14 protein-coding genes and 4 pseudogenes are annotated in these 21,673 nt (G+C 36.9%); 7 read left to right on the forward strand and 11 right to left on the reverse strand.

The genetic code is table 11. The annotated features are described in order from the left end of the window. Positions 1-152 precede the first annotated feature (152 nt). The 5 genes from FGL31_RS23835 to azu form a co-directional block, all read right to left on the reverse strand. Positions 153-587, reverse strand: coding sequence for a hemerythrin domain-containing protein (locus FGL31_RS23835; RefSeq protein WP_197734311.1), 435 nt, complete (start codon positions 585-587; stop codon positions 153-155). Further along, a complete protein-coding gene (locus FGL31_RS23840) occupies positions 580-765 on the reverse strand; it encodes a DUF542 domain-containing protein (protein ID WP_197734312.1) in 186 nt (61 codons plus the stop codon). Before FGL31_RS23840 ends, FGL31_RS23835 begins: the two co-directional genes overlap by 8 nt. A 4-nt stretch (positions 766-769) precedes the next feature. Continuing rightward, complete coding sequence (locus tag FGL31_RS26590) at positions 770-1,099, reverse strand: hypothetical protein (RefSeq protein ID WP_232046945.1); 330 nt, start codon at positions 1,097-1,099, stop codon at positions 770-772. Next, positions 1,087-3,006 (reverse strand): nitric-oxide reductase large subunit, encoded by a 1,920-nt coding sequence (locus FGL31_RS18250; protein ID WP_232046946.1) that lies wholly within the window; start codon positions 3,004-3,006, stop codon positions 1,087-1,089. The genes FGL31_RS26590 and FGL31_RS18250 overlap by 13 nt, the downstream gene beginning before the upstream one ends. Positions 3,007-3,077: 71 nt before the next feature. Further along, positions 3,078-3,623, reverse strand: coding sequence for an azurin (gene azu / locus FGL31_RS18255; protein WP_099370042.1), 546 nt, complete (start codon positions 3,621-3,623; stop codon positions 3,078-3,080). A 125-nt stretch (positions 3,624-3,748) separates the two neighbouring features. On the opposite strand from azu, the gene pth reads away from it, so the two are divergent. Continuing rightward, positions 3,749-4,312: an aminoacyl-tRNA hydrolase gene (pth, locus tag FGL31_RS18260; RefSeq protein WP_099370041.1), complete on the forward strand. Its 564-nt coding sequence runs from the start codon at positions 3,749-3,751 to the stop codon at positions 4,310-4,312. Between the two features lie 73 nt (positions 4,313-4,385). Here pth and FGL31_RS18265 read toward each other — a convergent pair whose 3' ends face one another. Together FGL31_RS18265 and FGL31_RS18270 are read right to left on the reverse strand one after the other, a co-directional pair. Further along, positions 4,386-6,380 (reverse strand): M56 family metallopeptidase, encoded by a 1,995-nt coding sequence (locus FGL31_RS18265; protein WP_138093585.1) that lies wholly within the window; start codon positions 6,378-6,380, stop codon positions 4,386-4,388. 4 nt (positions 6,381-6,384) lie between these two features. After that, positions 6,385-6,747, reverse strand: a complete 363-nt coding sequence (locus FGL31_RS18270; RefSeq protein ID WP_138093588.1) for a BlaI/MecI/CopY family transcriptional regulator — start codon at positions 6,745-6,747, stop codon at positions 6,385-6,387. A 313-nt stretch (positions 6,748-7,060) separates the two neighbouring features. On the opposite strand from FGL31_RS18270, the pseudogene FGL31_RS18275 reads away from it, so the two are divergent. After that, positions 7,061-8,351 (forward strand): annotated as a pseudogene (locus FGL31_RS18275) (citrate synthase). A 557-nt stretch (positions 8,352-8,908) separates the two neighbouring features. Here the strand turns inward: FGL31_RS18275 and FGL31_RS18280 are convergent. Then, positions 8,909-9,355 (reverse strand): T9SS type A sorting domain-containing protein, encoded by a 447-nt coding sequence (locus FGL31_RS18280; RefSeq protein ID WP_138093591.1) that lies wholly within the window; start codon positions 9,353-9,355, stop codon positions 8,909-8,911. Positions 9,356-9,562: 207 nt separating this feature from the next. Here FGL31_RS18280 and FGL31_RS18285 point away from each other — a divergent pair, with 207 nt between their 5' ends. Next, complete coding sequence (locus tag FGL31_RS18285) at positions 9,563-11,503, forward strand: KUP/HAK/KT family potassium transporter (RefSeq protein WP_138093594.1); 1,941 nt, start codon at positions 9,563-9,565, stop codon at positions 11,501-11,503. 416 nt (positions 11,504-11,919) lie between these two features. Here the strand turns inward: FGL31_RS18285 and FGL31_RS18290 are convergent, their stop codons facing one another. Both FGL31_RS18290 and FGL31_RS18295 read right to left on the reverse strand, forming a co-directional pair. Further along, entirely contained in the window at positions 11,920-13,608 is a 1,689-nt protein-coding gene (locus FGL31_RS18290) for an amino acid permease (RefSeq protein ID WP_099370035.1), read from the reverse strand. 41 nt (positions 13,609-13,649) lie between these two features. Then, on the reverse strand, positions 13,650-14,333 hold the full coding sequence (locus FGL31_RS18295) for a hypothetical protein (RefSeq protein ID WP_099370034.1): 684 nt from the start codon (positions 14,331-14,333) through the stop codon (positions 13,650-13,652). A gap of 84 nt (positions 14,334-14,417) precedes the next feature. On the opposite strand from FGL31_RS18295, the pseudogene tyrS reads away from it, so the two are divergent. Both tyrS and FGL31_RS18305 read left to right on the forward strand, forming a co-directional pair. Further along, positions 14,418-15,703, forward strand: a pseudogene (gene tyrS / locus FGL31_RS18300) (tyrosine--tRNA ligase). Positions 15,704-15,850: 147 nt separating this feature from the next. Beyond that, positions 15,851-17,301: pseudogene (locus FGL31_RS18305) on the forward strand (IS1182 family transposase). A gap of 242 nt (positions 17,302-17,543) precedes the next feature. On the opposite strand, the gene FGL31_RS18310 reads toward FGL31_RS18305, so the two are convergent. After that, positions 17,544-18,164: a DUF4397 domain-containing protein gene (locus FGL31_RS18310; protein ID WP_138093596.1), complete on the reverse strand. Its 621-nt coding sequence runs from the start codon at positions 18,162-18,164 to the stop codon at positions 17,544-17,546. 303 nt (positions 18,165-18,467) lie between these two features. Here FGL31_RS18310 and FGL31_RS28335 point away from each other — a divergent pair. Both FGL31_RS28335 and lolA1 read left to right on the forward strand, forming a co-directional pair. Further along, a pseudogene (locus FGL31_RS28335) lies at positions 18,468-20,995 on the forward strand (FtsK/SpoIIIE family DNA translocase). Beyond that, positions 20,995-21,633, forward strand: a complete 639-nt coding sequence (gene lolA1 / locus FGL31_RS18320) for an outer membrane lipoprotein periplasmic chaperone LolA1 (RefSeq protein WP_099370030.1) — start codon at positions 20,995-20,997, stop codon at positions 21,631-21,633. The pseudogene FGL31_RS28335 and the gene lolA1 overlap by 1 nt, the downstream one beginning before the upstream one ends. Positions 21,634-21,673 lie beyond the last annotated feature (40 nt).

Here is a 21,673-nt window from a genome sequence, read left to right on the forward strand (position 1 = left end):
TTTTGCTGGCGCAAAATAATTGAGTCAAAATATGGAGATTTTAAATAAGGGTCTTTTCTAATTTTATTGATTTTGGGAATAAAATATTGTTCTCTAAATGTATATGTTTATGAAGGTCTTGTTCAAATTCTTTGAGCATATCGAATGCTACTCTATAGGTTGCTGCAAGAATCTTCGGGTGCAGTATAGTTATTTGTTAATTCTGCGATTTTTTCAAAACGGTTTCCCTCTGCTTCATGCTCATGGATCATCATACTGATTGGGTTTTGAACAGACCCAAATCCTGGCTGCAAATATTGTCCATTCCCACTTTTTGATTCTTCCATTTTTTCAATAAATGGAAATAATACTTTTTCTTCTTTTTCCAAGTGATGTCCGAGTTCCAGCGCGCACTCTTCAAACAATTTATTGATTTCATAAAGCTCAGGATGTCTTTCGCCATGAACTTTGCAGATTTTATTTAAGTAGGTCAATAGGATAGGCGTTTTTTCCCTTACGTATCTATGATGGGTCTTCACAATATAGGAAGCCAATAAATCCGATGGCCATGAATTAAAATCAATTTGCTCACTAGCACCTTCATTCAAAAACAGCCTGTACTTCTGTCAATAAAGCATTTTTGTCAATCCCTTTTTTCTCGGCAGCTTTTTCGATAGACACTTGTCCACCGCAACAGAAATCTAATCCATATTTTGTGAATACTGCAGCGGTTTTAAAATTCTGAGCTACAACATTTCCGATTTTTTCATTTATTAAGTTTTCCATGATATTATTGTTTTTTATTTTTTAGCGTTAAATCAAATACAAACCAAGCTATTGCGAATACACCGATTGCGAATACGACATCTCCAGGAGTACGCATCCATTTTAAGAACACCATTCCTGGCTGCTGCATCAATTCAGCAGATCTTGCGTACCACATTCCTTTGCCGATACTTTCGATTGCTTGCCAAATCCCAACAGGAAGTAAGCTCAACAATGCCATTCCCAAAAGACCGATATTTAAGCCCCAGAATCCAACTTTGATCAGTTTGTCATTCCACTTGACATCTCGGTATAAGCTTCTGAGCACAAACAGCATCAATCCTATACCCAACATTCCATAACTCCAAACAAAGCAGTGTGACCATGCAAAGGTGTTGTGTTCAAGCCTTGCACATAATACAGTGCAATTGGAGGATTGATGATGAATCCAAATACACCAGCTCCCAAGAAATTCCAGAATGCCACGGAAATCAAGAAGTAAATCGGCCATTTATAATCTTCCAACCATTTTGTTGCTTTGGAAATTTTATAGTTATGATATGCTTCGAATCCAATAATGGTTAAAGGCACAACCTCCAATGCACTGAAAGTTGCTCCCAATGCCATTACAGCTGTTGGTGTTCCTGAGAAATATAAGTGGTGGAAAGTTCCAAGAATTCCTCCTGACAAGAAAATTATCGTTGAAAACAGAACGCTGGAAGTTGCACTTTTTGGTTTTAACAGCCCTAGCCTTACGAATAAGAATGCCATTACTACAGTTGCAAATACTTCGAAGAATCCTTCTACCCATAAATGAACCACCCACCATCTCCAGTATTCAGCGATTGCCAAATTTGTTTGTCTTCCCCACATTAATCCAGCACCATAAAATAGGGCGATGGCAGAACAGGAGATCAAAAACATAATGATAAGGTTCTTTTCCTCCCCTCCTTTTTTCAAAACCGGCAATAGCGGTCTGATCATTAATGCTAACCATACAAAAAGACCAACAAACAAAAACAGCTGCCAAAATCTGCCTAGATCTACATACTCGTAACCTTGATGGCCAAACCAAAAGTTGTCTACCATATCCAGTTTTTGCATCACTCCGAACCATTGGCCAATCATTGAGCCAGCAACGATAATCAATAAGGCTATGAAAAGGAAGTTAACACCAAAGACTTGAAATTTTGGATCCTTACCAGATACCGCTGGTGCTATATATAACCCGGTTGCCAACCAAGCTGTCGCAATCCAAAAAATTGCTAACTGGGTATGCCAAGTTCTGGTCACAGCATAAGGCAAGAATTTATCAATCGGGATTCCATAAAGTCCATCGCCTTCAACTCCATAATGCGCTGTTACTATCCCCAATCCTACCTGAACCAACATTAGAAGGCTTACTACCCAGAAATATTTCTTCACCAAACGCATCGAAGGTGTTACACCTTGCCTTAACAAAGGATCTTCAGCTGGATATAACAATTCATCGTCTTCACCTGATTTAACTTGATAAAGAACTAATGCCCCTACACAGAAAATCAGCAAAATAATACTGACTCCAGACCAAGCGAGCAAATCCATGGTCATTTCGTTGCCCACTAATTTTTCATTTGGCCAATTATGGGTGTAAGAGACATCTGAATCTGGTCTATTGGTAACTGTTGCCCAAGTCGCCCAAAAGAAGAAAGCATTCATTTTCTGCATTCTTTCTTCATCCTGTATGGAGTTTACTGGAATGGCATAATCTTTCCTCAATTGATCAAACTTAGGGTCATCAGTAAATAACCCTTTATAGTAATTAGATAATTCTTTGTAAGCAGCTAACCGTTCAGCATCAATAGTGATCGTGTTAGTAGCTGGATCAAATGTGTTTTTTCTGATTTTATTTTTTAGACGAGTTGAAAGAAGAGCTTGTTGTTCTTCTTCTAAATCATCATAAGGTTTAGAATATTGATTATTTGAATAGATATTTAAAATATAGAGTGCTTCACGGTGCAGATAATCAGCAGTCCAGTCTGGAGCGACATACGCACCGTGCCCCCAGATCGAGCCCACTTCTTGGCCTCCTATGCTTTGCCAAACATTCTGTCCGTCCTTAATATCCTCACCACTGAATATTTGATTTCCATTTTCATCTACGACTTTTTCTGGAATGGGCGGAGCTACTTGATAAATCTCATATCCATAGTATAATAATACACCGAAGGATATGATAACTACCAATATAAAGGACCACCATAATTTTTTCTCTCTTGTCATTTTTGCTGAGGATTTTATCTTTTGAAAAAACTAGTGCAACTCTAAAGCTGCACTAGCTTAACTTATTTCAACTATTCGGCTATTATTTTTCCTTTCATAAGTGAAGCATGCCCAGGGAAAGAGCATATAAAATCATAGGTACCTGGTTTATCCAAAGTAAATTCGATTTTGCTTTCTTCTCCTCCACCAATTAAATCTGTGTGAGCCACTATATCACTCGATTGAGGGATATATTCTGTTTCCTGTGCTTGTAGAGCTGCTTCAGAGAATTTAGCTACGTCAGCACCTGCCTTTAATACAATTAGGTTATGGCCCATCACCTCTTTTCCCATTTTGCCAACATGTTTCAGTGTCAAACTAATTGGTTCACCTGCTTTTACATGTAATTCATTCACATTAAACTGCATTTGGTCATTACTTTCTACCGTAATGGTATTTGAAGTTGTAGATGTTGTCTCTGAAGGCGCTGAAGTTGTTGCAGGAGCTTCTGCTGGAGTTTCAGTAGTATGAGCGCTATGGTCTACTTGACTGGAGTTACTTTGTTCAGAGTTTCCACAAGAAGCCATAAATAAACTTGTTAATAATGCTAAAGATCCGATGTTGAATAATTTTTTCATGATAGTGATTTTTATTTAAGACAAATTTGTCTTTTTTGTACTTGTTAAAAAATTCCTTTGGTCACATTTTTCCGTGATAGATATAATATTTCTATAAAAGGGGTTTAAATCTTACTTTTGCAAGCATGAATTATCTAATCGTAGGTCTTGGTAACATTGGTAAGGAATATGCCGATACGAGGCATAACATTGGTTTTATGGTTGCCGATGAGTTGGCTAATCAAGCAGGGACGACTTGGTCTACCTTAAAACACGCTTATTATACAGAATACAAGCAACGCGGTCACAATATATTTGTGATTAAACCGACGACTTTTATGAACCTAAGTGGCAAGGCTGTAAACTATTGGATGCAAGAGTTGAAAGTTCCCATTCAGAATGTTTTAGTTATTGTAGATGACCTTGCTATTCCTTTTGGGTCATTGCGTGTAAAACCGAAAGGATCAGCTGCAGGCCATAATGGTTTAAGGTCTATTGAAGGTTCTGTTGGAGGTCAGCATTATGCCAGGTTAAGATTTGGCATTGGTGACAACTATCCTAAAGGAAGACAAGTTGATTATGTTTTAGGGCCATTCGACAAAGAGGAACAAAGGGAATTGCCAGCATTAATAGAACATGCGGTGAAAATGGTCAATAGCTTTATCAATATCGGGATTGAGCTCACTATGACTAACCTTAATACCAAATAAAAAATAAAGGCAACCCTGCGGTTGCCTTTCTAGCCTAATTTTGATTTAATTAAATATTTATTTTTAAAAGTTTTTATTTCTTTTTGGTTGTTATAATCAAGGCCCCTGTCTTTGCTTTTTTTCCATATTTTCCTACAGCAACATCGCCTTTAAATACTTCAAATGAAGCAATATGATTAGGATCAATAGAATTTACTTTTTTTAAACTTGATTCTTTTCCATCAATTTCGATATATAAATCCCGATAATCATTATTTGCCAAGACATCCTTGAACGACTTTACTCTGTTTTGAACACGTCTTTCATTAACTGCAGGAATATTTGTCTGTTCTGTATCAAATAATTCTTCCTTGATTTTATTTTTCTCAGCATACTCCTTGCTAGTTATTTTAATGACCCCACCTTTACCAGTTTTATTCACTACAATTGATTCTATGGTATTAGGATCAAGTTTATCCAAGCCACTTTCTGAAATCTTTTTACCATCTAATTGATAATCTACATTTTTCATTCCAGAAGCATTTTTTATTATTACTACATTTTTGTGTTTTAATGAGTCTGATCTCAACCCAATTCCTACAACCCGACCATTTAAAGAAGGATTATGACTGTCAACTTCAAATTTTGAATTTGGAAAATCCCCTTCTAACTTACCCGAATCATAAGCTTTATTCCCCACATGATTTACTGAGACTATTTTTCCCACCGTATTCACCTTCCTAAGAGTATCAATAGACAAATTTAAATTTTCATTGCCTTTGGTAGTAATTAAAATGACGCCATTTTCAGAGCCCTTACCGTATTTTTCTGCATCTTTTCCTTTAAATACACTTAGGTTCTCGATAAGTTCGGGTTTCAGTGCATCAAGTCTGAATTTTTCGGGCATTCTTTCTCCGTCAAGAATTATCAGTGGCTGATTTAAATTGTCAATTGAACTCAACCTAACCATATTTACAGCTTTGGAGGCTCTTTGTCCATTTTCTGATTTAACACCTGTTCCTACATAATCTGCATATTCTTTGATATTAATTGTTCTTATAGAATCCAGATCCGATGAATCTGCTTTTACATTTTGGATTTTGACTTTAACAATCTCATCTTTCTTTTGTTGAGGTTTTGTCGAATCAACTTGCTTCTGCACAAACACCTCTTTGATCTGTTGTTTAAGGTCGGTGTTTTCCATATTGATCACTACGGTTTCAATCTTAGCCTCAGCTTGATTTACTGTGAATGTGATTCCGGTAATGATCAGGATTGGAAGTAGGAAAACGTATTTACTGAGTTCCAACTTGGATGATCTTTTCTTGTTCATCATCATAATGCGCTTTTTTAAGGTTTTAAAGTTAAACTGATTGCTGATGCCAACCTGAGCACCCTGCTTGGTTACATTCAGCAACGAGTATTGATAGGCCTGTCGGTCTACACCCTTATCCAGCACTTGTTGATCAGTCAAGAATTCTAGATTTTGACGTACGGATTTGCGCATCAGCCATACGAAGGGATTATACCAACAGATTAACAATACTATTTCAAACCATAGAACATCGATACTGTGATGGCCTCTCACGTGTACATATTCATGCTTGAAAATATCATTCAGCTCCAGCTCATGATGCTGTTCTTTATGTATATAGACTTTATTGAAAAAAGAAAATGGAGTAATTGGGAAGATAACATTCCTAAACAAAAATTCACGCCATTGTGACGGTTTGGAATACCAATGGATCCGTGCAAGACTAAAGAGCTGAACAATCAGCTTAAAAAGGAAATACAGCGCACCTAAGGATGCTATGTAAACCACAAGGTCATTTATACTAAACTTGCTTTCATCAGACTCAATCACAAAAGGAATGTATTCTAAGACAAGACCTTGAGGTATGCTCACTTTTTCTGAAAACCAATCTTTGAAATTTAAAAATGGATATACAAAAGCATATAAAGATCCAAGTAAAAAGTATATCCTATTCAACCTGTAAAATGTCAGATTCTTTAACAGGTAATGGTAACCTAAAAACAATAGCCCCAACAAGAGGTTTACTTGGATAATATAGGTTAGTAGAGATTCCATTGTGTTAGGATTTATTGTTTTTGATCATTTCCATGATTTCTTCAAGTTCTTTTTGGCTTAACTTCTCTTCTTTGACAAAGAATGAAACCATTTCTTTATAGGAATTTTTGAAATAGTCTCCAACGAAAGAATTCATGAATTTTGCTTTATATTCTTCGGCCACGACAATAGGCTCATATCTTTTAGCATTCGCATATTTCACCGCCTTAACATAGCCTTTCTTTTCCAGGTTTCTTATTGTTGAAGCCAATGTTGTATATGGTGTTTCTTTATCTTTTAAATTATCCAATATTTCTCTGATAAAACCACCGTTCAATTGCCAGATTGACAACATCGCTTCCTCTTCTTGTATTGTTAATTTTTCCATTGGTCTACGTATTTATAACTAAATTACGAATATTTCGTAGACTTCAAAATATTTTAACATTTTTTAGGAGGATTAGGAACTGATAATTAGAGGAATAGTATTGGAAATCTTAAAAATTTCGATATTCTAGGGCTATTGGTTAAAGATTTGACCTGAATGAACAAGTTTGATAAATAATGTACAAAATGTGTCTTAAAATGACTGTTTTGTGTCATAATTATTCATATTACGCCTCTGAAAATAGAAATCAATTTTATACATTTGTAAGAATACGATAAAAGTATAAAACACAAATAATACAAGAAATTTGATTATGTCGGAAACTGCATCTATTAACTTAAATGGGTCTACATATGAAATGCCTGTAATCACAGGAACGGAAGATGAAAAAGCCCTAGATATTTCAAAATTAAGAGATTCAACTGGATACATTACTTTAGATCCAGGATTCAAAAAACACTGGTTCTACCAAGAGTGCCATTACCTTTTTAGATGGTGAAAAAGGCATCCTTCATTATAGAGGATATGCTATTGAAGATTTAGCTGAGAAATCAACCTTTTTAGAAGTAGCCTATTTATTGATTTATGGAGAACTTCCTACGAAAGAAATTTTAGAGAAATTCCGTTCAGATATTAGAGCTCAGATGATGATCCACGAAGACATGAAGAATTTCTTCGCAGGCTTTCCATCTAAGTCTCACCCAATGGGTCAATTATCATGCTTAGTTGGCGCATTGTCTTCATTCTATCCGGAGTCCTTAAATCCTAATCAAACTGAAGAAGAGGAAAACAAAACGATCATCAATTTATTGGCTAAGATGCCTACGATCGTTTCATGGATCCAAAAGAAATCTTTAGGTCATCCTGTTGTTTATCCTAAAAACAACTTCGGTTATATTGAGAACTTCTTGAACATGATTTTTGGAGAGGTTAATCAAGACAAGACATTTGATCCATTGGTAATCGATGCGATGCACAAACTATTGATCTTACATGCTGACCACGAACAAAACTGTTCAACATCAACAGTACGCATGGTAGGTTCATCAAATGCTAACATGTATGCATCTATTTCTGCTGGTATCAACGCTCTTTGGGGTCCATTGCACGGAGGTGCTAACCAAGCGGTAATTGAAATGCTTGAGGCAATCAAAGAAGATGGCGGTGATGCTGATAAATATTTAGCGAAAGCTAAAGATAAAAATGACCCTTTCCGTTTAATGGGATTCGGTCACCGTGTTTACAAGAATTTCGACCCACGTGCTAAAATCATCAAAAAAGCATGTGATGATGTATTGGAAAAATTAGGTGTGCAAGACCCTGTATTGGATATCGCTAAACGTCTTGAAGAAGCAGCGTTGAATGACCAATACTTTATTGACCGTAAATTATATCCAAACGTTGACTTCTACTCAGGTATTATTTACCGCGCATTAGGATTCAACTCAGATATGTTCACTGTATTGTTCGCTTTAGGTCGTCTTCCAGGATGGATCGCTCAATGGAAAGAGATGCGTGACAACAAAGAACCTATCGGTCGTCCAAGACAAGTTTATATCGGCGAAACTCTACGCCCTTACGTGGAGATTTCAGATAGGAAATAAAGAAGTTATAAAAAAGAAAAGCCCCGACTGAGTTCGGGGCTTTTCTTTTTTATAACTGATATGGGATGTGAGATGTGAGATGTGAGATAGAAAACGTGGGATCAAATGATTAGACATAAGACATTAGACATAAGACATTAGAATTGACTGGGGGGGGAAAGAAAAGGATGAAAATTGAATGATAAGGGTCAAAAGGATCAAAAGCAAACTTAAGACTAAATGTGGGTGAAAATGGGGAAAGAAGGGTGAAAATTGAATGGTAAGAGTGAAAAGGATAAACAGAAAACTTTAGACTTGATGTGGGGGGAAAAAGGTGGATTAATAGGATAAGAATTTACTGATGTCAAAAGGATAAACAGAAGACTTTAGACTAAGGGTGAAAATGGGGAAAGAAAATGATGAAAATTAATGGTAAGGGTAAAAAGAATAAACAGCAGACCTTGGACTAGATGAGGGTGAAAAATGGGTGGTATGAGGATGTTGAAGTTGTTCTGTGGAAATTAAACATAAAAAAAGGCTCCGAGATGGAGCCTTAAATATTTTTATGATTTTTAAAATTAGTTCTTGATTGAAATTCTCTTAACGATTGTTTCTGATCCTCCGGATACTCTTACGAAATAGAAACCATCTGCAAGTTTATTTTGGGTATCGAAGCTTAGGCTTTGCATTCCCGCGTCTAAGCTGCCATTGTGAAGACCTAAAACTTCATTTCCCAAAGCATCCATTACTTTGATAGAAATATTGTTTACCTTTGCGAGCTTGAATGTTACGGAAATCTGTTCAGAGATAGGGTTGTAAAAAACCTTAACATTATTGATCAGCTTATCATTGTCTTCATCCTTTTTAGGACCAAGCTTATCGAAAGCTGAAAAATCAGGACTAGAAATTACCGTTGATTCAGGAGAAACAGATGAATTAGAGGCTTGCACAAAGCTTCCCATACCTACAGAAAGGCATAGTGTGCAGATAGCAAGTTTTGATATTTTCCTTAATTCTAATTTCATGTTTCTATATGGATTGTTTGAAATAGGTAATGGTTTAATCAAATGTAAACATTAATTCCATAAATCCTATCACAAAAGTAACTATTTTTAAAAATTTTTTGCGGGATTTTTAAATGCTTTAACAATTTTTAACAGGAAAATACGTTGTCGCATTAAAAGTTGTAATTTCGTCCCAAATTCATAATAGAATACTAACATTAAATTAATATGTCAGGAGACCATAAGCAGAACCTTCAGCGCCTTAGCTGGTCAGGTTTATTAATCAGTTTAGGTATCATTTTCGGAGATATCGGAACCTCTCCCCTCTACGTTTTCAAAGCAATTTTTAACAAAGGTGAAATACAGGAAATCATGATCTATGGAGGTCTATCTTGTATTTTTTGGACCCTGACTCTTCAAACCACCATTAAGTACGTTATCATTACGCTTAATGCGGACAACAAAGGTGAAGGTGGTATTCTTTCTCTTTACTCCTTGGTCAGGAAAAGGGCAAAATGGCTAATCATCCCCGCCATCATTGGTGGAAGTACCTTGTTGGCAGACGGTATGATCACCCCTGCCATTACCATTTCTTCGGCCGTGGAAGGTATAGCCATTAAGAACCCCGGTTTTCCAACCATTCCGGTAGTTGTTCTGATCATCTCATTGCTTTTTGTCATACAACGGTTTGGGACCAATATCGTTGGGCGTGTATTTGGACCCTTAATGTTTATCTGGTTTTCAACCATTGGGGTTTTAGGATTCTCTTACCTTCACCATTCACCCGAAATTTGGAAAGCTTTGAATCCGTATTACGCTTATGAGCTTCTAGCCAACTATCCAAACGCTTGGTTCATTATCGGTGCCATATTTCTGTGTACCACAGGTGCTGAGGCGCTTTACTCAGATATGGGACATTGTGGAAAGGCAAATATCAGAATCAGTTGGATCTTTGTTAAACTGATGTTGATATTCAACTATTTTGGTCAAGGTGCATGGCTATTAGAACATGTAGGCACACAGATGGGTGAAATCAATCCATTCTACGCCATCATGCCAGATTGGTTTATTATCTGGGGGGTAACCATTGCAACTATTGCGGCAATTATTGCCAGTCAGGCCATGATTTCAGGTTCATTTACCCTTATTGCGGAGGCAGTACGTTTAAATATTTGGCCGAAAGTTGCCATTAGATATCCTAGTGACCATAAAGGCCAGATTTACGTTCCTTCTGTGAACTTGATATTATACTTGGGCTGTATGTTGATTATTTTGATCTTCAGGGAATCTAGCAACATGGAAGCTGCATATGGTCTTGCCATAAACTTAACTTTTATCATGACCACGATACTGATGACCGTGTTTATGATCAGAAAGAGAATCAATCCATTCTTGATAGGTCTTTTTGCTACTGTCTACACTATAATCGAATTAGCTTTCTTAGTGGGTAACATCAGTAAAATTGCTCATGGTGGTTGGTTAACCTTACTATTGGCATTGACTCTATTTGTTGTGATGTACAGCTGGTATGGAGCAAGAAAAATCAAAAACAGCTTCGTTAAATTCATTAATATCCGAGATTACTTCCCTATTCTTTCTGAATTAAGTGAGGATAAAACCGTACCGTTATTTTCATCACATCTCGTTTATTTAACGAGTGCCAATAACATCAATGAGGTGGAAGCGAAAATCACCTATTCCATCATCAATAAAAAACCAAAAAGAGCAGATGTATATTGGTTGGTGCACGTTGATGTCATGGACAACCCGCACACAAGAGAATATAAAGTAACTCAGTTGATTCCAGGAAAGTTAATACGTATTGATTTTCACTTAGGATTTCGCGAAGAACAAAAGATCAGTCTTCTTTTCCGTAAGGTGGTAGAAGATATGGTTAAAAAAGGTGAAATTGATATTACGAGCAATTACGAAACCCTGAAAAAACACAATATCCCTGGAGACTTTAACTTTGTAGTTCTTGAAAAGGTATTCTCGAAAACTCATTTCTTGAAATGGAATGAAAAGATAATCCTTGAAATCTATAAGATATTGAAGAAATTCAGTCTTTCCGAGGAAAAGGGATTTGGACTCGACAGTAGTTTTGTGACTTTGGAAAGAGTGCCATTAACCATACCGAATACGGAAGAAGTCAAACTGACTAGATTATAATAAACATAACAGGCTCGGAAAATCCGAGCCTGTTATGTTTATAGACATTAGACATTAGACATAAGACATAAGACCTTTCTCTTGGCTATAATCTATAGTCTCTATTCTTTAGCCCCTAATCTATTGTTTATAGTTCCTTTACTATAGCCCCTAGCCCAATGTCATTAAGTTAAGAGAAAAATAAGGCCATACACTCCAAAAAACCCCATCGGGGTAAAATGCCGGAGGCATGAAATATCACTTAAATGCCATCGGCATGAAATATCTATAGAAATGAAAATCGCCTCAAACAGCAACGCCGTAGGTGTGGCATGTTTGTTAAATTCCCTTAACTTAATGACATTGCCCCTAGCCTTTAGTGTATGTCTAATGTCTAATGTCTAATGTCTATTGTCTATCGTCTATCGTCTAATTTACTAATCTTCTCTCGTTCTCAGCTTCGAATGTTTGTATCCATATCCAAAATAGATCACTAATCCAGCGATCAGCCACAGGATAAAGATAATCCAGTTGCTGGCACCCAATTCTGACATCAGATATAAGTTGATTAAAATCCCCATAACCGGCAGCAAGGAGAAATTGTATTTAAAGCTCATCACACTCAGAACCAACCAAGCTAACCAAAACACTATAACCAACGATTTATGCAGCAATATAGCCGATGATCCCATGCTCATCCAATCAGAAATAGATTCTCCACTGAAACGAATTGCCAGAACCAATCCTATAATCAAACTAATGCCTACAATATATTTACCGTTGATGTAAGGAACTTTGAATTTAGACTTCTTTGATATACCAGAATAATCCATATACAGCACTCCGCAGCACACTAAAATAAATGCAAAGAATGTACCTACGGAAGTTAAATCGACAAAGAAATCCATTTTAAAAAACAATGCTGGAATAGCGACAACAATACCGGTAACTATAGTTGCAAATGATGGAGTTTTATATTTTGGATGGATAGTTGCAAACTTTTTCCAAAGCAGTCCGTCCCTACTCATGGTCATCCAAATCCTTGGTTGTGCCAATTGGAAGACTAACAATGCACTCGTAATAGCTATCACGGAAGTTACAGAAATAATTCCGGCCATATGGTCAAACCCTACATACTCGAATACATAAGCCAATGGATCCTTTACGTTCAGTTCTTTATAATTCACCATACCGGTTAATACCAATGTAATGGCCACATACAATACAGCACAAATCAACAAACAATAAATCATTGCTTTTGGCAAATCACGTTGTGGATTTTTACATTCTTCAGCCGTTGTAGATATGGAGTCAAAACCAATAAATGCAAAGAATACCGCGGCTACCCCACTCATCACACCTCCAATCCCATTCGGTGCAAATGGCACCCAGTTTTCAGGTTTAACAAAGAATATACCGCCTATAATCACGGCCAAAATAATCCCTATTTTGATTAATACCATGATATTGCTGGCGCGCCTAGATTCCTTGATCCCTATATAAACCAACCAGGTAACAAAGAATGTTATCAATCCAGCAGGGATATCGAGGATGATTGGAATATCTAGAATTCTAGGAGCAGATTGATAAGCTTCTAATGCAACTTTATCAATTTTCTCCATGTTTTCTATCCCTACTTCTAGGAATTTTTGTTGAGCATCTAGGGCATAACCTGGTGCCATTGTCATCCATTTGGGCAGATGTATCCCAAATCCTTCGAGCATGGAAACAAAATATTGTGACCATGAAATTGCAACTACCATATTGGAAACTGCGTATTCGAGGACGAGTGCCCATCCTATGATCCATGCGAACAATTCACCGAATGCTACATATGCATAGGTATAAGCACTTCCAGATACAGGTACTGTACTGGCGAATTGCGCATATGAAAGTGCTGTAAACACACAAGCAAAAGCAACAAAAACAAAGAGTAGAGACACTGCCGGGCCGCCGTTATAACTTGCAAGACCTATGGTGCTGAAAATTCCAGCGCCCACGATGGCAGCTATACCAAGGGACACTAAATCCCGTACTCCTAAAATTTTTGCTAATCCAGAACCGCCATGTTCAGCGTCTGAAAGAATCTGATCTACGCTTTTCTTTCGGAAAAGTCTATTAGCCATATTTAGTTAATTTATTGGACAAGTAACAAAAGTGAAAAAAATTATGACAAATACATTAAGTTATCATGAATATATGTGTAGATATCTTTAAAATCCCGCATCTCTACATCACAATAAGATACCAACACATCGGTTAATTTTTCATGAATTCCTTCGGGTGTATCGAAAGTCCATACTCTTTTCGAAATGTTTATAAGTGGTTTTGATATTTCATTCAGATCTTTATAATTCGCAATATAGCGCCATTCCAAGAACTTATCGTAAAAGGCCATGAATCCATCGATGTCTTCAACACCAATAGTTTTGAGGTAGCCCTTCAGTATTGGTCGGTTAATGTTTTCCAGATGTTCATAGAGACGAGCTACATTGACCAACTGATGTTTTATCAGCAAATGGTCAAGCATAAGTTCCACGGCTATATGTGCCATGAAAGTTCCACGAATAGGCGTACCTTCCAAAACTGGGTCTAATTTTCTCTTTAGATGGTGGCAATGTGAGATAAAAAACTCACTGCTATGGAAGAGTTTATCTACTTCGACATGTCGGTACCATCCTTCGGAAATTTCCATGCTCAAGGGATGAGCAAAGAGTTGTTCTTCGAATCTTTGGGGATGGAAGACATAGGATTTATCTACATTTTTCAATAAGTCTGGCAGCAACGAACCCAATACTCTTTCGGGAACAGTAGCAAACCTTTCAAAATAAAAATGAGAAAGAAAATTCATCCGCAATTACTAATCATTAATATCTGAAAGATACAGTTTAATCTCGTATCTTTGCAACTTAAATAAAAATCTTAAGGGTATATTATGAACTTTGTAGAAGAACTACGCTGGAGAGGCATGCTTCAAGACATCATGCCAGGAACAGAAGAATTGTTAAACAAAGAACAAGTAGCGGGTTATATCGGTTTCGACCCAACGGGCGATTCTCTACATGTTGGTCATTTAACTCAAATCATGACTCTTATTCACTTCCAACACGCAGGCCATAAGCCTATTGCCTTGGTTGGTGGTGCTACAGGGATGATTGGAGACCCTTCATTCAAATCAGCAGAACGTAACCTTCTTGATGAAGCTACGTTAAATCACAATGTGGCAGCGTTGAAAAATCAACTCACCAAATTCTTAACATTCGGTGAAGGTGAAACAGATGCTAAAATGGTGAACAACTTCGATTGGTTCAAGGAATTCAGTTTCTTGGATTTTATCCGTGATGTTGGTAAGCTGATTACCGTGAATTATATGATGGCCAAAGATTCTGTAAAGAAACGTTTGGAAGGCGAAAATGGTCTTTCCTTCACTGAGTTCTCCTATCAATTAATTCAAGGTTATGATTTCTATTATCTTTGGAAAAACCACAACTGTAAAGTACAGATGGGCGGTTCTGACCAATGGGGAAACATTGTAACAGGAAGTGAGATTGTTCGTCGTTTAGAGCAAGGAAATGTCTTTGGATTAACAACACAGTTGATCAAGAAATCAGACGGGCAGAAAATTTGGAAAAACAGAATCAGGAGCAGTATGGTTAGATGCCAAGAAAACTTCTCCTTATAAATATTATCAATTCTGGTTGAATGCAACTGACGATGATGCAAAAAATTGGATCAAGATCTTTACATTAAAACCAAAAAGAAGAAATTGATGCATTGATCGCTGAACATGATGCGGCTCCACATTTGAGAATTGTCCAAAAAGCTTTAGCACAAGATATCACAATCCGTACACACTCGGAGCTAGACTATGAGACTGCAGTTAAAACCTCTGAATTCCTATTTGGAAATGGAGATTTAAGTTTCTTAGCTAATCTTGATCACGAAGCTGTATTGGAAGTTTTTGATGGTGTTCCTCAATTTCAACTTGAAAAAGAAAAATTGAACGCAGGAATCAACATTTTGGATCTACTAGCGGTAGAAACCCAAGTTTTCTCTTCAAAAGGAGAAGCAAGGAAAATGTTGCAAGGTGGTGGTGTATCTTTGAACCGTGAAAAATTAAATGACATTGAGTTGGTGGTTAATACCGATCAACTTATTAATGGTAAATATTTGATTGCTCAGCGCGGTAAAAAGAATTACTATCTAATTACTGTTGAATAACAATATTCAAATCATAAAAAAAGCCTGTAGCAAAAAATGTGGGCACTGAAAAAGTCCCCTTTTAGAATGGGCTTAAAAAAGGAGTGGAAAACAACAGTTTTCTGCTCCTTTTTTCGTATCTTAAAGTAGGCTTTAACGGACATCAGGATGCTTTCTACCCAACAAAAAATTCAGTTCAGTTCCTATTCGGGATTGTACGATATCATTGTTCCAAAAGACAATCTACTTCGCAAAATCAACGATCTTATCGATTTCAGTTTCATACATGAGGAACTTTTTGGAGAAGTATTGCCAGACCAATGGGCGTACAGCAGAGAGCCCCATCAAGATGTTCAAGTACCTTCTGTTAAAGACGATCTACACCGTTTCGGATGTTGATGTCGTTGATCGTTCCAGATATGACATGTCCTTTAAATACTTTCTGGAAATGGCCCCTGAGGAGGATGTGATCAATCCAAGTTCGCTCACCAAATTCCGTAAGCTACGGTTAAAGGACATGGACCTGTTGAACCTGTTGATCAATAAGACCGTAACGATCGCTCTTGAAAAGGGTATTATAAAATCAAGGTCCATCATCGTAGATGCCACACATACCCATTCCAGATCGAACCCATACACAGCACAGGGAGTGCTAAAGGAACGATCCAAGCTGTTGAGGAAAGCAATATATCAGATCGATGAGGACTACAAAGGGCGCCTACCACAAAAGAACGAGTCCAACGACCTGGACCAAGAGCTTGCCTATTGCAGGGAATTACAGAGAGTGCTGGATCAGGATCAATCTATCAGTGAAATACCGGCTGTAAAAGAGAAGTTGAACCTGTTGAAAGAAACCATCGAGGACACAAAGGAATACTATCTGCTCTCAAAAGATGGTGAAGCCAGACTTGGACATAAATCAATGGACAGTAGTTTCTTTGGCTATAAAACACATCTGGCAATGACCGAGGAACGCATCATCACAGCAGCGGTCGTTACTACAGGCGAGAAAGGTGATGGTCCGGAACTGCCCCGATTATTGGAGATCAGCCAGCAGAATGGAATGGAAGTGGACACGATTATAGGCGATGCCGCATATTCTGGAAAGGACAATCTACGGCTGGCAAAAGAACAGAACATTGATATCATCGCTAAATTGAAACCGGCAGTCAGCCAGGGATCCAGGAAAGAAAGCGATCACTTTCACTACAATAAAGATGCGGGGATGTTTGTCTGTCCGGCTGGCCATCTAGCAATCCGGAAGGCCCGTCAGGGCAAAAAGAACATAGGTAAAAATCAAGCAGACACGTATTACTTCGATGTGGATAGATGTAAGGTTTGCCCTCTCAGGGAAGGATGTTATAAGGATGGGTCAAAAACAAAGACCTATTCGATAACCATTAAATCCGAACTCCATAAAGAGGCAGATGGCTTTCCAGCAAACCTATCATTACCGGAGCAAGTCTAAGGAAAGGTATAAGATCGAGGCAAAGAACAGTGAGCTCAAGAATGTCCATGGTTATGGAAGAGCAGATTCCTATGGCATCCAAAATATGGAAATGCAGGGTGCAATGGCCATCTTCACGGTAAACTTGAAAAGAATCCTGAAATTGATCTAAAAAGGAGGAATATTACCTCAAAATCAATGGATTTGAGATTCTGAAAGCCTAAATAGCCACTCATGGTCGATTAAACCTTCAATAAAACCATTAAAAAACAAATTTTCAGAAATCCCTAGAACAAAAATGACCGAGTAAGATAAATCCTGTACTCAGTCATTTCTTTAAATCTCATTAAAAAGTTGAGACTTTTTCAGTGCCCTCCAAAAAATGTTACAGGCTTTTTTTTATGGCTATTCAAGTTATTTATTTTCTATGATTTTATATTTTACTTCTCGTTTTGATGTTTCCTTATTGATATCCGTATAGAAAACAATGGTATTGATCGATTGGTCATCACCATCAAACTCAAACTTTACAGCTTCATATTTACCGTCTGTTGATGATAAATTAAAAGTTATTTTTTCATTGGATGCATATTCTTTATAAGCTAATACTCTTTCTTTAAAATCATAGGATTCTTGTGAGTTCAAATAGTTATAACTTAATTTAAGATTTCCTTCCGAAACTAAATTAACTACTCTCACTTTCTGCTTTCCATTTGCAGGTTTAATAAAATCATCCTCCGCAGTCATAACAGTAGCATTTAATTGACCATAAAAGAAGATGCTATAAAATTTAGAAGCAACTGTTTTTATTCCCCCTTTGTAATAAATATGGCCTTTCGGACTAATGAGACTTAATTTTCTATCGCCTGGAAAAATTGTTCTAGGATTTAAATAACCTCCAGTTTGAAAATTCTCATCTGTTCTGTTGATGACTTTATCATCTACCAATAACTGTAGGTTTTCAGTGCCTTCGATAGCATTAAATGCGGAAATTCCAGCAAAATCTTGTTGGTTAAGTTCTTCCAGGTGAACCATTTAACTCGTCTTTTGAGCAGCCAACAAACCAGGATTGTCATGAAAAGAAAAACAGTGACAAGCAAATTTTTATTTAATCGATTCATTCTTGTATTATATTCTTTATATTCAAAGATACAACGAAATTGGAAAGCTTATTGCTACAGTAAAAGAGAATTCAAATCAAGGAAGACTAACATTCTCTCATTTTTTTTTAAGTTTGTAGTAACGAAAATCACGTCATATTAATGGCTAAATTAAATACATTTAAAAACGGTAGCAGCACGACTGGGACTAAAAAGGCGAAAAACACTACCATTTCATATCAAAAAAAGGGTTAAAACCAAGTCCTTTGACCAATTCAATTTTTCTGAAGGTCAAAGAAAGGCTTTGAAAATATTAGGTTTATTTCTTTTATTACTTTCTGGATTATTTACAGTTGCATTTGTTTCTATTTATTCACGTGCAGACAGATCAAAGTTATATTGCCCAAAGTAATGGTGGTTGGAGCACTTTATTGCAAACTTCCTCAGAAATAAATGATGAAACTATCGACACCCCCATTGTTCAAAATAAATTGGGAAAATTTGGTGCTTTATTAGCTAATCAATTTATTTATGAGTGGTTCGGGGTAGCGTCCTTTCTATTTATCCTGATCCTATTTGTTATTGGCTATAAATTCCTTTATAAAAGATCTCTCCTGCCTGTCTGGAAAACGGTATTATATTCTTTAATATCCATCATTATCCTTTCGGTAACTTTAGGATTTGCACAAGACTTTATTTCTAATACACCTCATATCCTTGAAGGGAAATTTGGATTTTGGACCAATCAAATTCTTAAGAATCAAATCGGAACTGTTGGTACCGGCGGTTTATTGGTGTTCGTATTTTTAACGGCATTGGTGTTGCTTTACAATTACGACCTTAAATTCTCGTTCCAATCTAAAAAAGTAGATGATGAGGATGAGGAATATGAAGAGGATGAAACCAATTATACGACTGTAAACAACAAAATAAGGCAAAACCACCAACAAACTGTTGATTCAGATACCTACTCTATTCCTGAAGATGAGGAAGATGAGGTGGGCACAATGGAATTAAAAGCTGAAGAGGAAGGAAGAGGACAATACGGTTTCACTTCCTTTAAATGTTAATACTATTAACCCAAACACAAATTTCATTGAGAATCAAGAGAAGGAAATCGAATTGAGTATCGATCCTCCTCCTGTTCCTGAAAAACGCACAGAAGTAGCGCCAGAGCCGGCATTAACGGTAGAGAAAGTCATTGAAGAAAAACCAATTTCTGCAAATGATTTGGTGGAAAAATTTGGAGAATACGATCCTAAGCTTGATCTATCAGGTTATCAATATCCAGGATTGGATTTATTGAAAGACTATGGAACTGGCAAAATCACGATCAATCAACAAGAATTGGAGGCCAACAAGAACAAAATTGTTGAGACCCTTAGAAACTATAGTATTGAAATCGAACATATCAAGGCGACCATAGGTCCGACTGTGACGTTATATGAGATTATCCCAAAACCAGGGGTTCGTATTTCAAAGATCAAGAATTTGGAAGATGATATTGCCTTAAGCTTAGCAGCCTTAGGAATCCGTATTATTTGCTCCTATGCCTGGTAAGGGGACTATCGGTATTGAAGTTCCAAACTCAAGTCCTGAAATGGTTTCGATGAAGTCCATTTTAGCGACTGAGAAATATCAAAAATCGGATATGGATTTGCCTATTGCATTAGGAAAGACCATTTCGAATGAAGTCTTCATTGCCGATTTGGCAAAAATGCCTCACTTACTAGTTGCTGGTGCTACCGGTCAAGGTAAGTCAGTAGGTATTAATGCTATTCTTACCTCATTACTTTACAAAAAACACCCGGCAGAATTAAAGTTTTGTCTTGGTTGACCCTAAGAAAGTAGAATTATCTTTATTTAAGAAGATTGAAAGACATTTCTTTGGCGAAACTACCGAATGAAGATGAACCAATTATTACGGATACAAAGAAAGTAGTAAATACCTTAAATTCCCTTTGTATTGAGATGGATCAACGATATGATCTATTAAAAAATGCTCAAGTAAGGAATTTAAAAGAATATAATGCAAAATTTATCAATCGCAGATTAAACCCTGAGGAGGGTCATCGATTCTTACCATTTATAGTTCTTATAATTGATGAGTTTGCCGATTTGATCATGACAGCAGGTAAGGAGATTGAAACTCCGATTGCTCGTCTTGCACAATTAGCCCGTGCCATTGGTATTCACTTGGTCATTGCAACCCAAAGACCATCTGTGAATGTTATCACTGGTTCGATTAAAGCTAACTTCCCTGCACGACTTGCCTTTAGGGTTCTTTCGAAAACTGACTCCAGAACAATTTTGGACAGCGGTGGTGCCGATCAATTGATTGGTCGAGGTGACATGTTGCTTTCAACAGGTAGCGACCTGACCCGTATCCAATGTGCTTTTGTAGACACACCAGAAGTGGATGAGATTTCTGACTTCATCGGTTCGCAGCGAGGATATCCTTCAGCCCACCTATTGCCAGAATATGTGGATGAAAATGGTGAAGGTTCAGGACTAGCGGATTTCGATCTTGCCGATAGAGATCAGTTGTTTGAAGAAGCTGCAAGGTTAATCGTTATGCATCAACAAGGCTCAACATCATTAATTCAGCGCAAATTAAAATTAGGTTATAACCGCGCTGGAAGAATCATCGATCAATTGGAAGCTGCAGGTATTGTAGGTCCTTTTGAAGGCAGTAAGGCACGCGAAGTGCTCTATCCTGATGAGTATTCATTGGAACAGTATTTGGAAACATTAAGAAAAGATTAATGATGATGAAATTTATGTATTTATTGGTTGCCTTATTCAGTGCAACATTTGCATTCGGGCAAAATGCCAAAACAATTTTGGATCAGGTGTCCAAAAAATATGATGGGTATAGCACCATTCAATCAGACTTTACATTCAAAGCAGCACAAAGCAATGGTGAAAACTATACTGACAAAGGACAATTGTTTTTAAATAAAACTGCAAATCAGTATAAGATTACTTTACCATCTCAGGATTTAATTTCTGATGGAAAATCCACGTGGTCCGTACTGAAACAAGATAAGGAAGTACAGGTCTCAGATGCTGACAATAGCAGCCAAGCAATTGGTCCTAATAACATATTCACTTTTTACAAAAATGGATATAAAATTGGATCTGCTAAGAGTGAATCAGCTGGTTCAGCGGGTAAATTAACCGCTATTGATTTAACACCAGAAGATACGAAGAGTAACTACTCAAAAATTCAAGTTCGTGTAAACAAAAACACACATATCCATGATGTGACTATATTTGATAAATCAGGTGCAAAATATACCTATACCATCAACACATTATATGTAAATAGTCCTATTGCTAATACTGCATTTCAGTTTAACAAAGCAAAATATCCTGGGTTTGAAGTAGTGGATTTACGTTAAGAAACCAAACATCTATTATAAAAGGAGGCGGGTAACCAAT

It is taken from the genome of Sphingobacterium daejeonense (assembly GCF_901472535.1).
Classification (GTDB): Bacteria; Bacteroidota; Bacteroidia; order Sphingobacteriales; family Sphingobacteriaceae; genus Sphingobacterium; species Sphingobacterium daejeonense.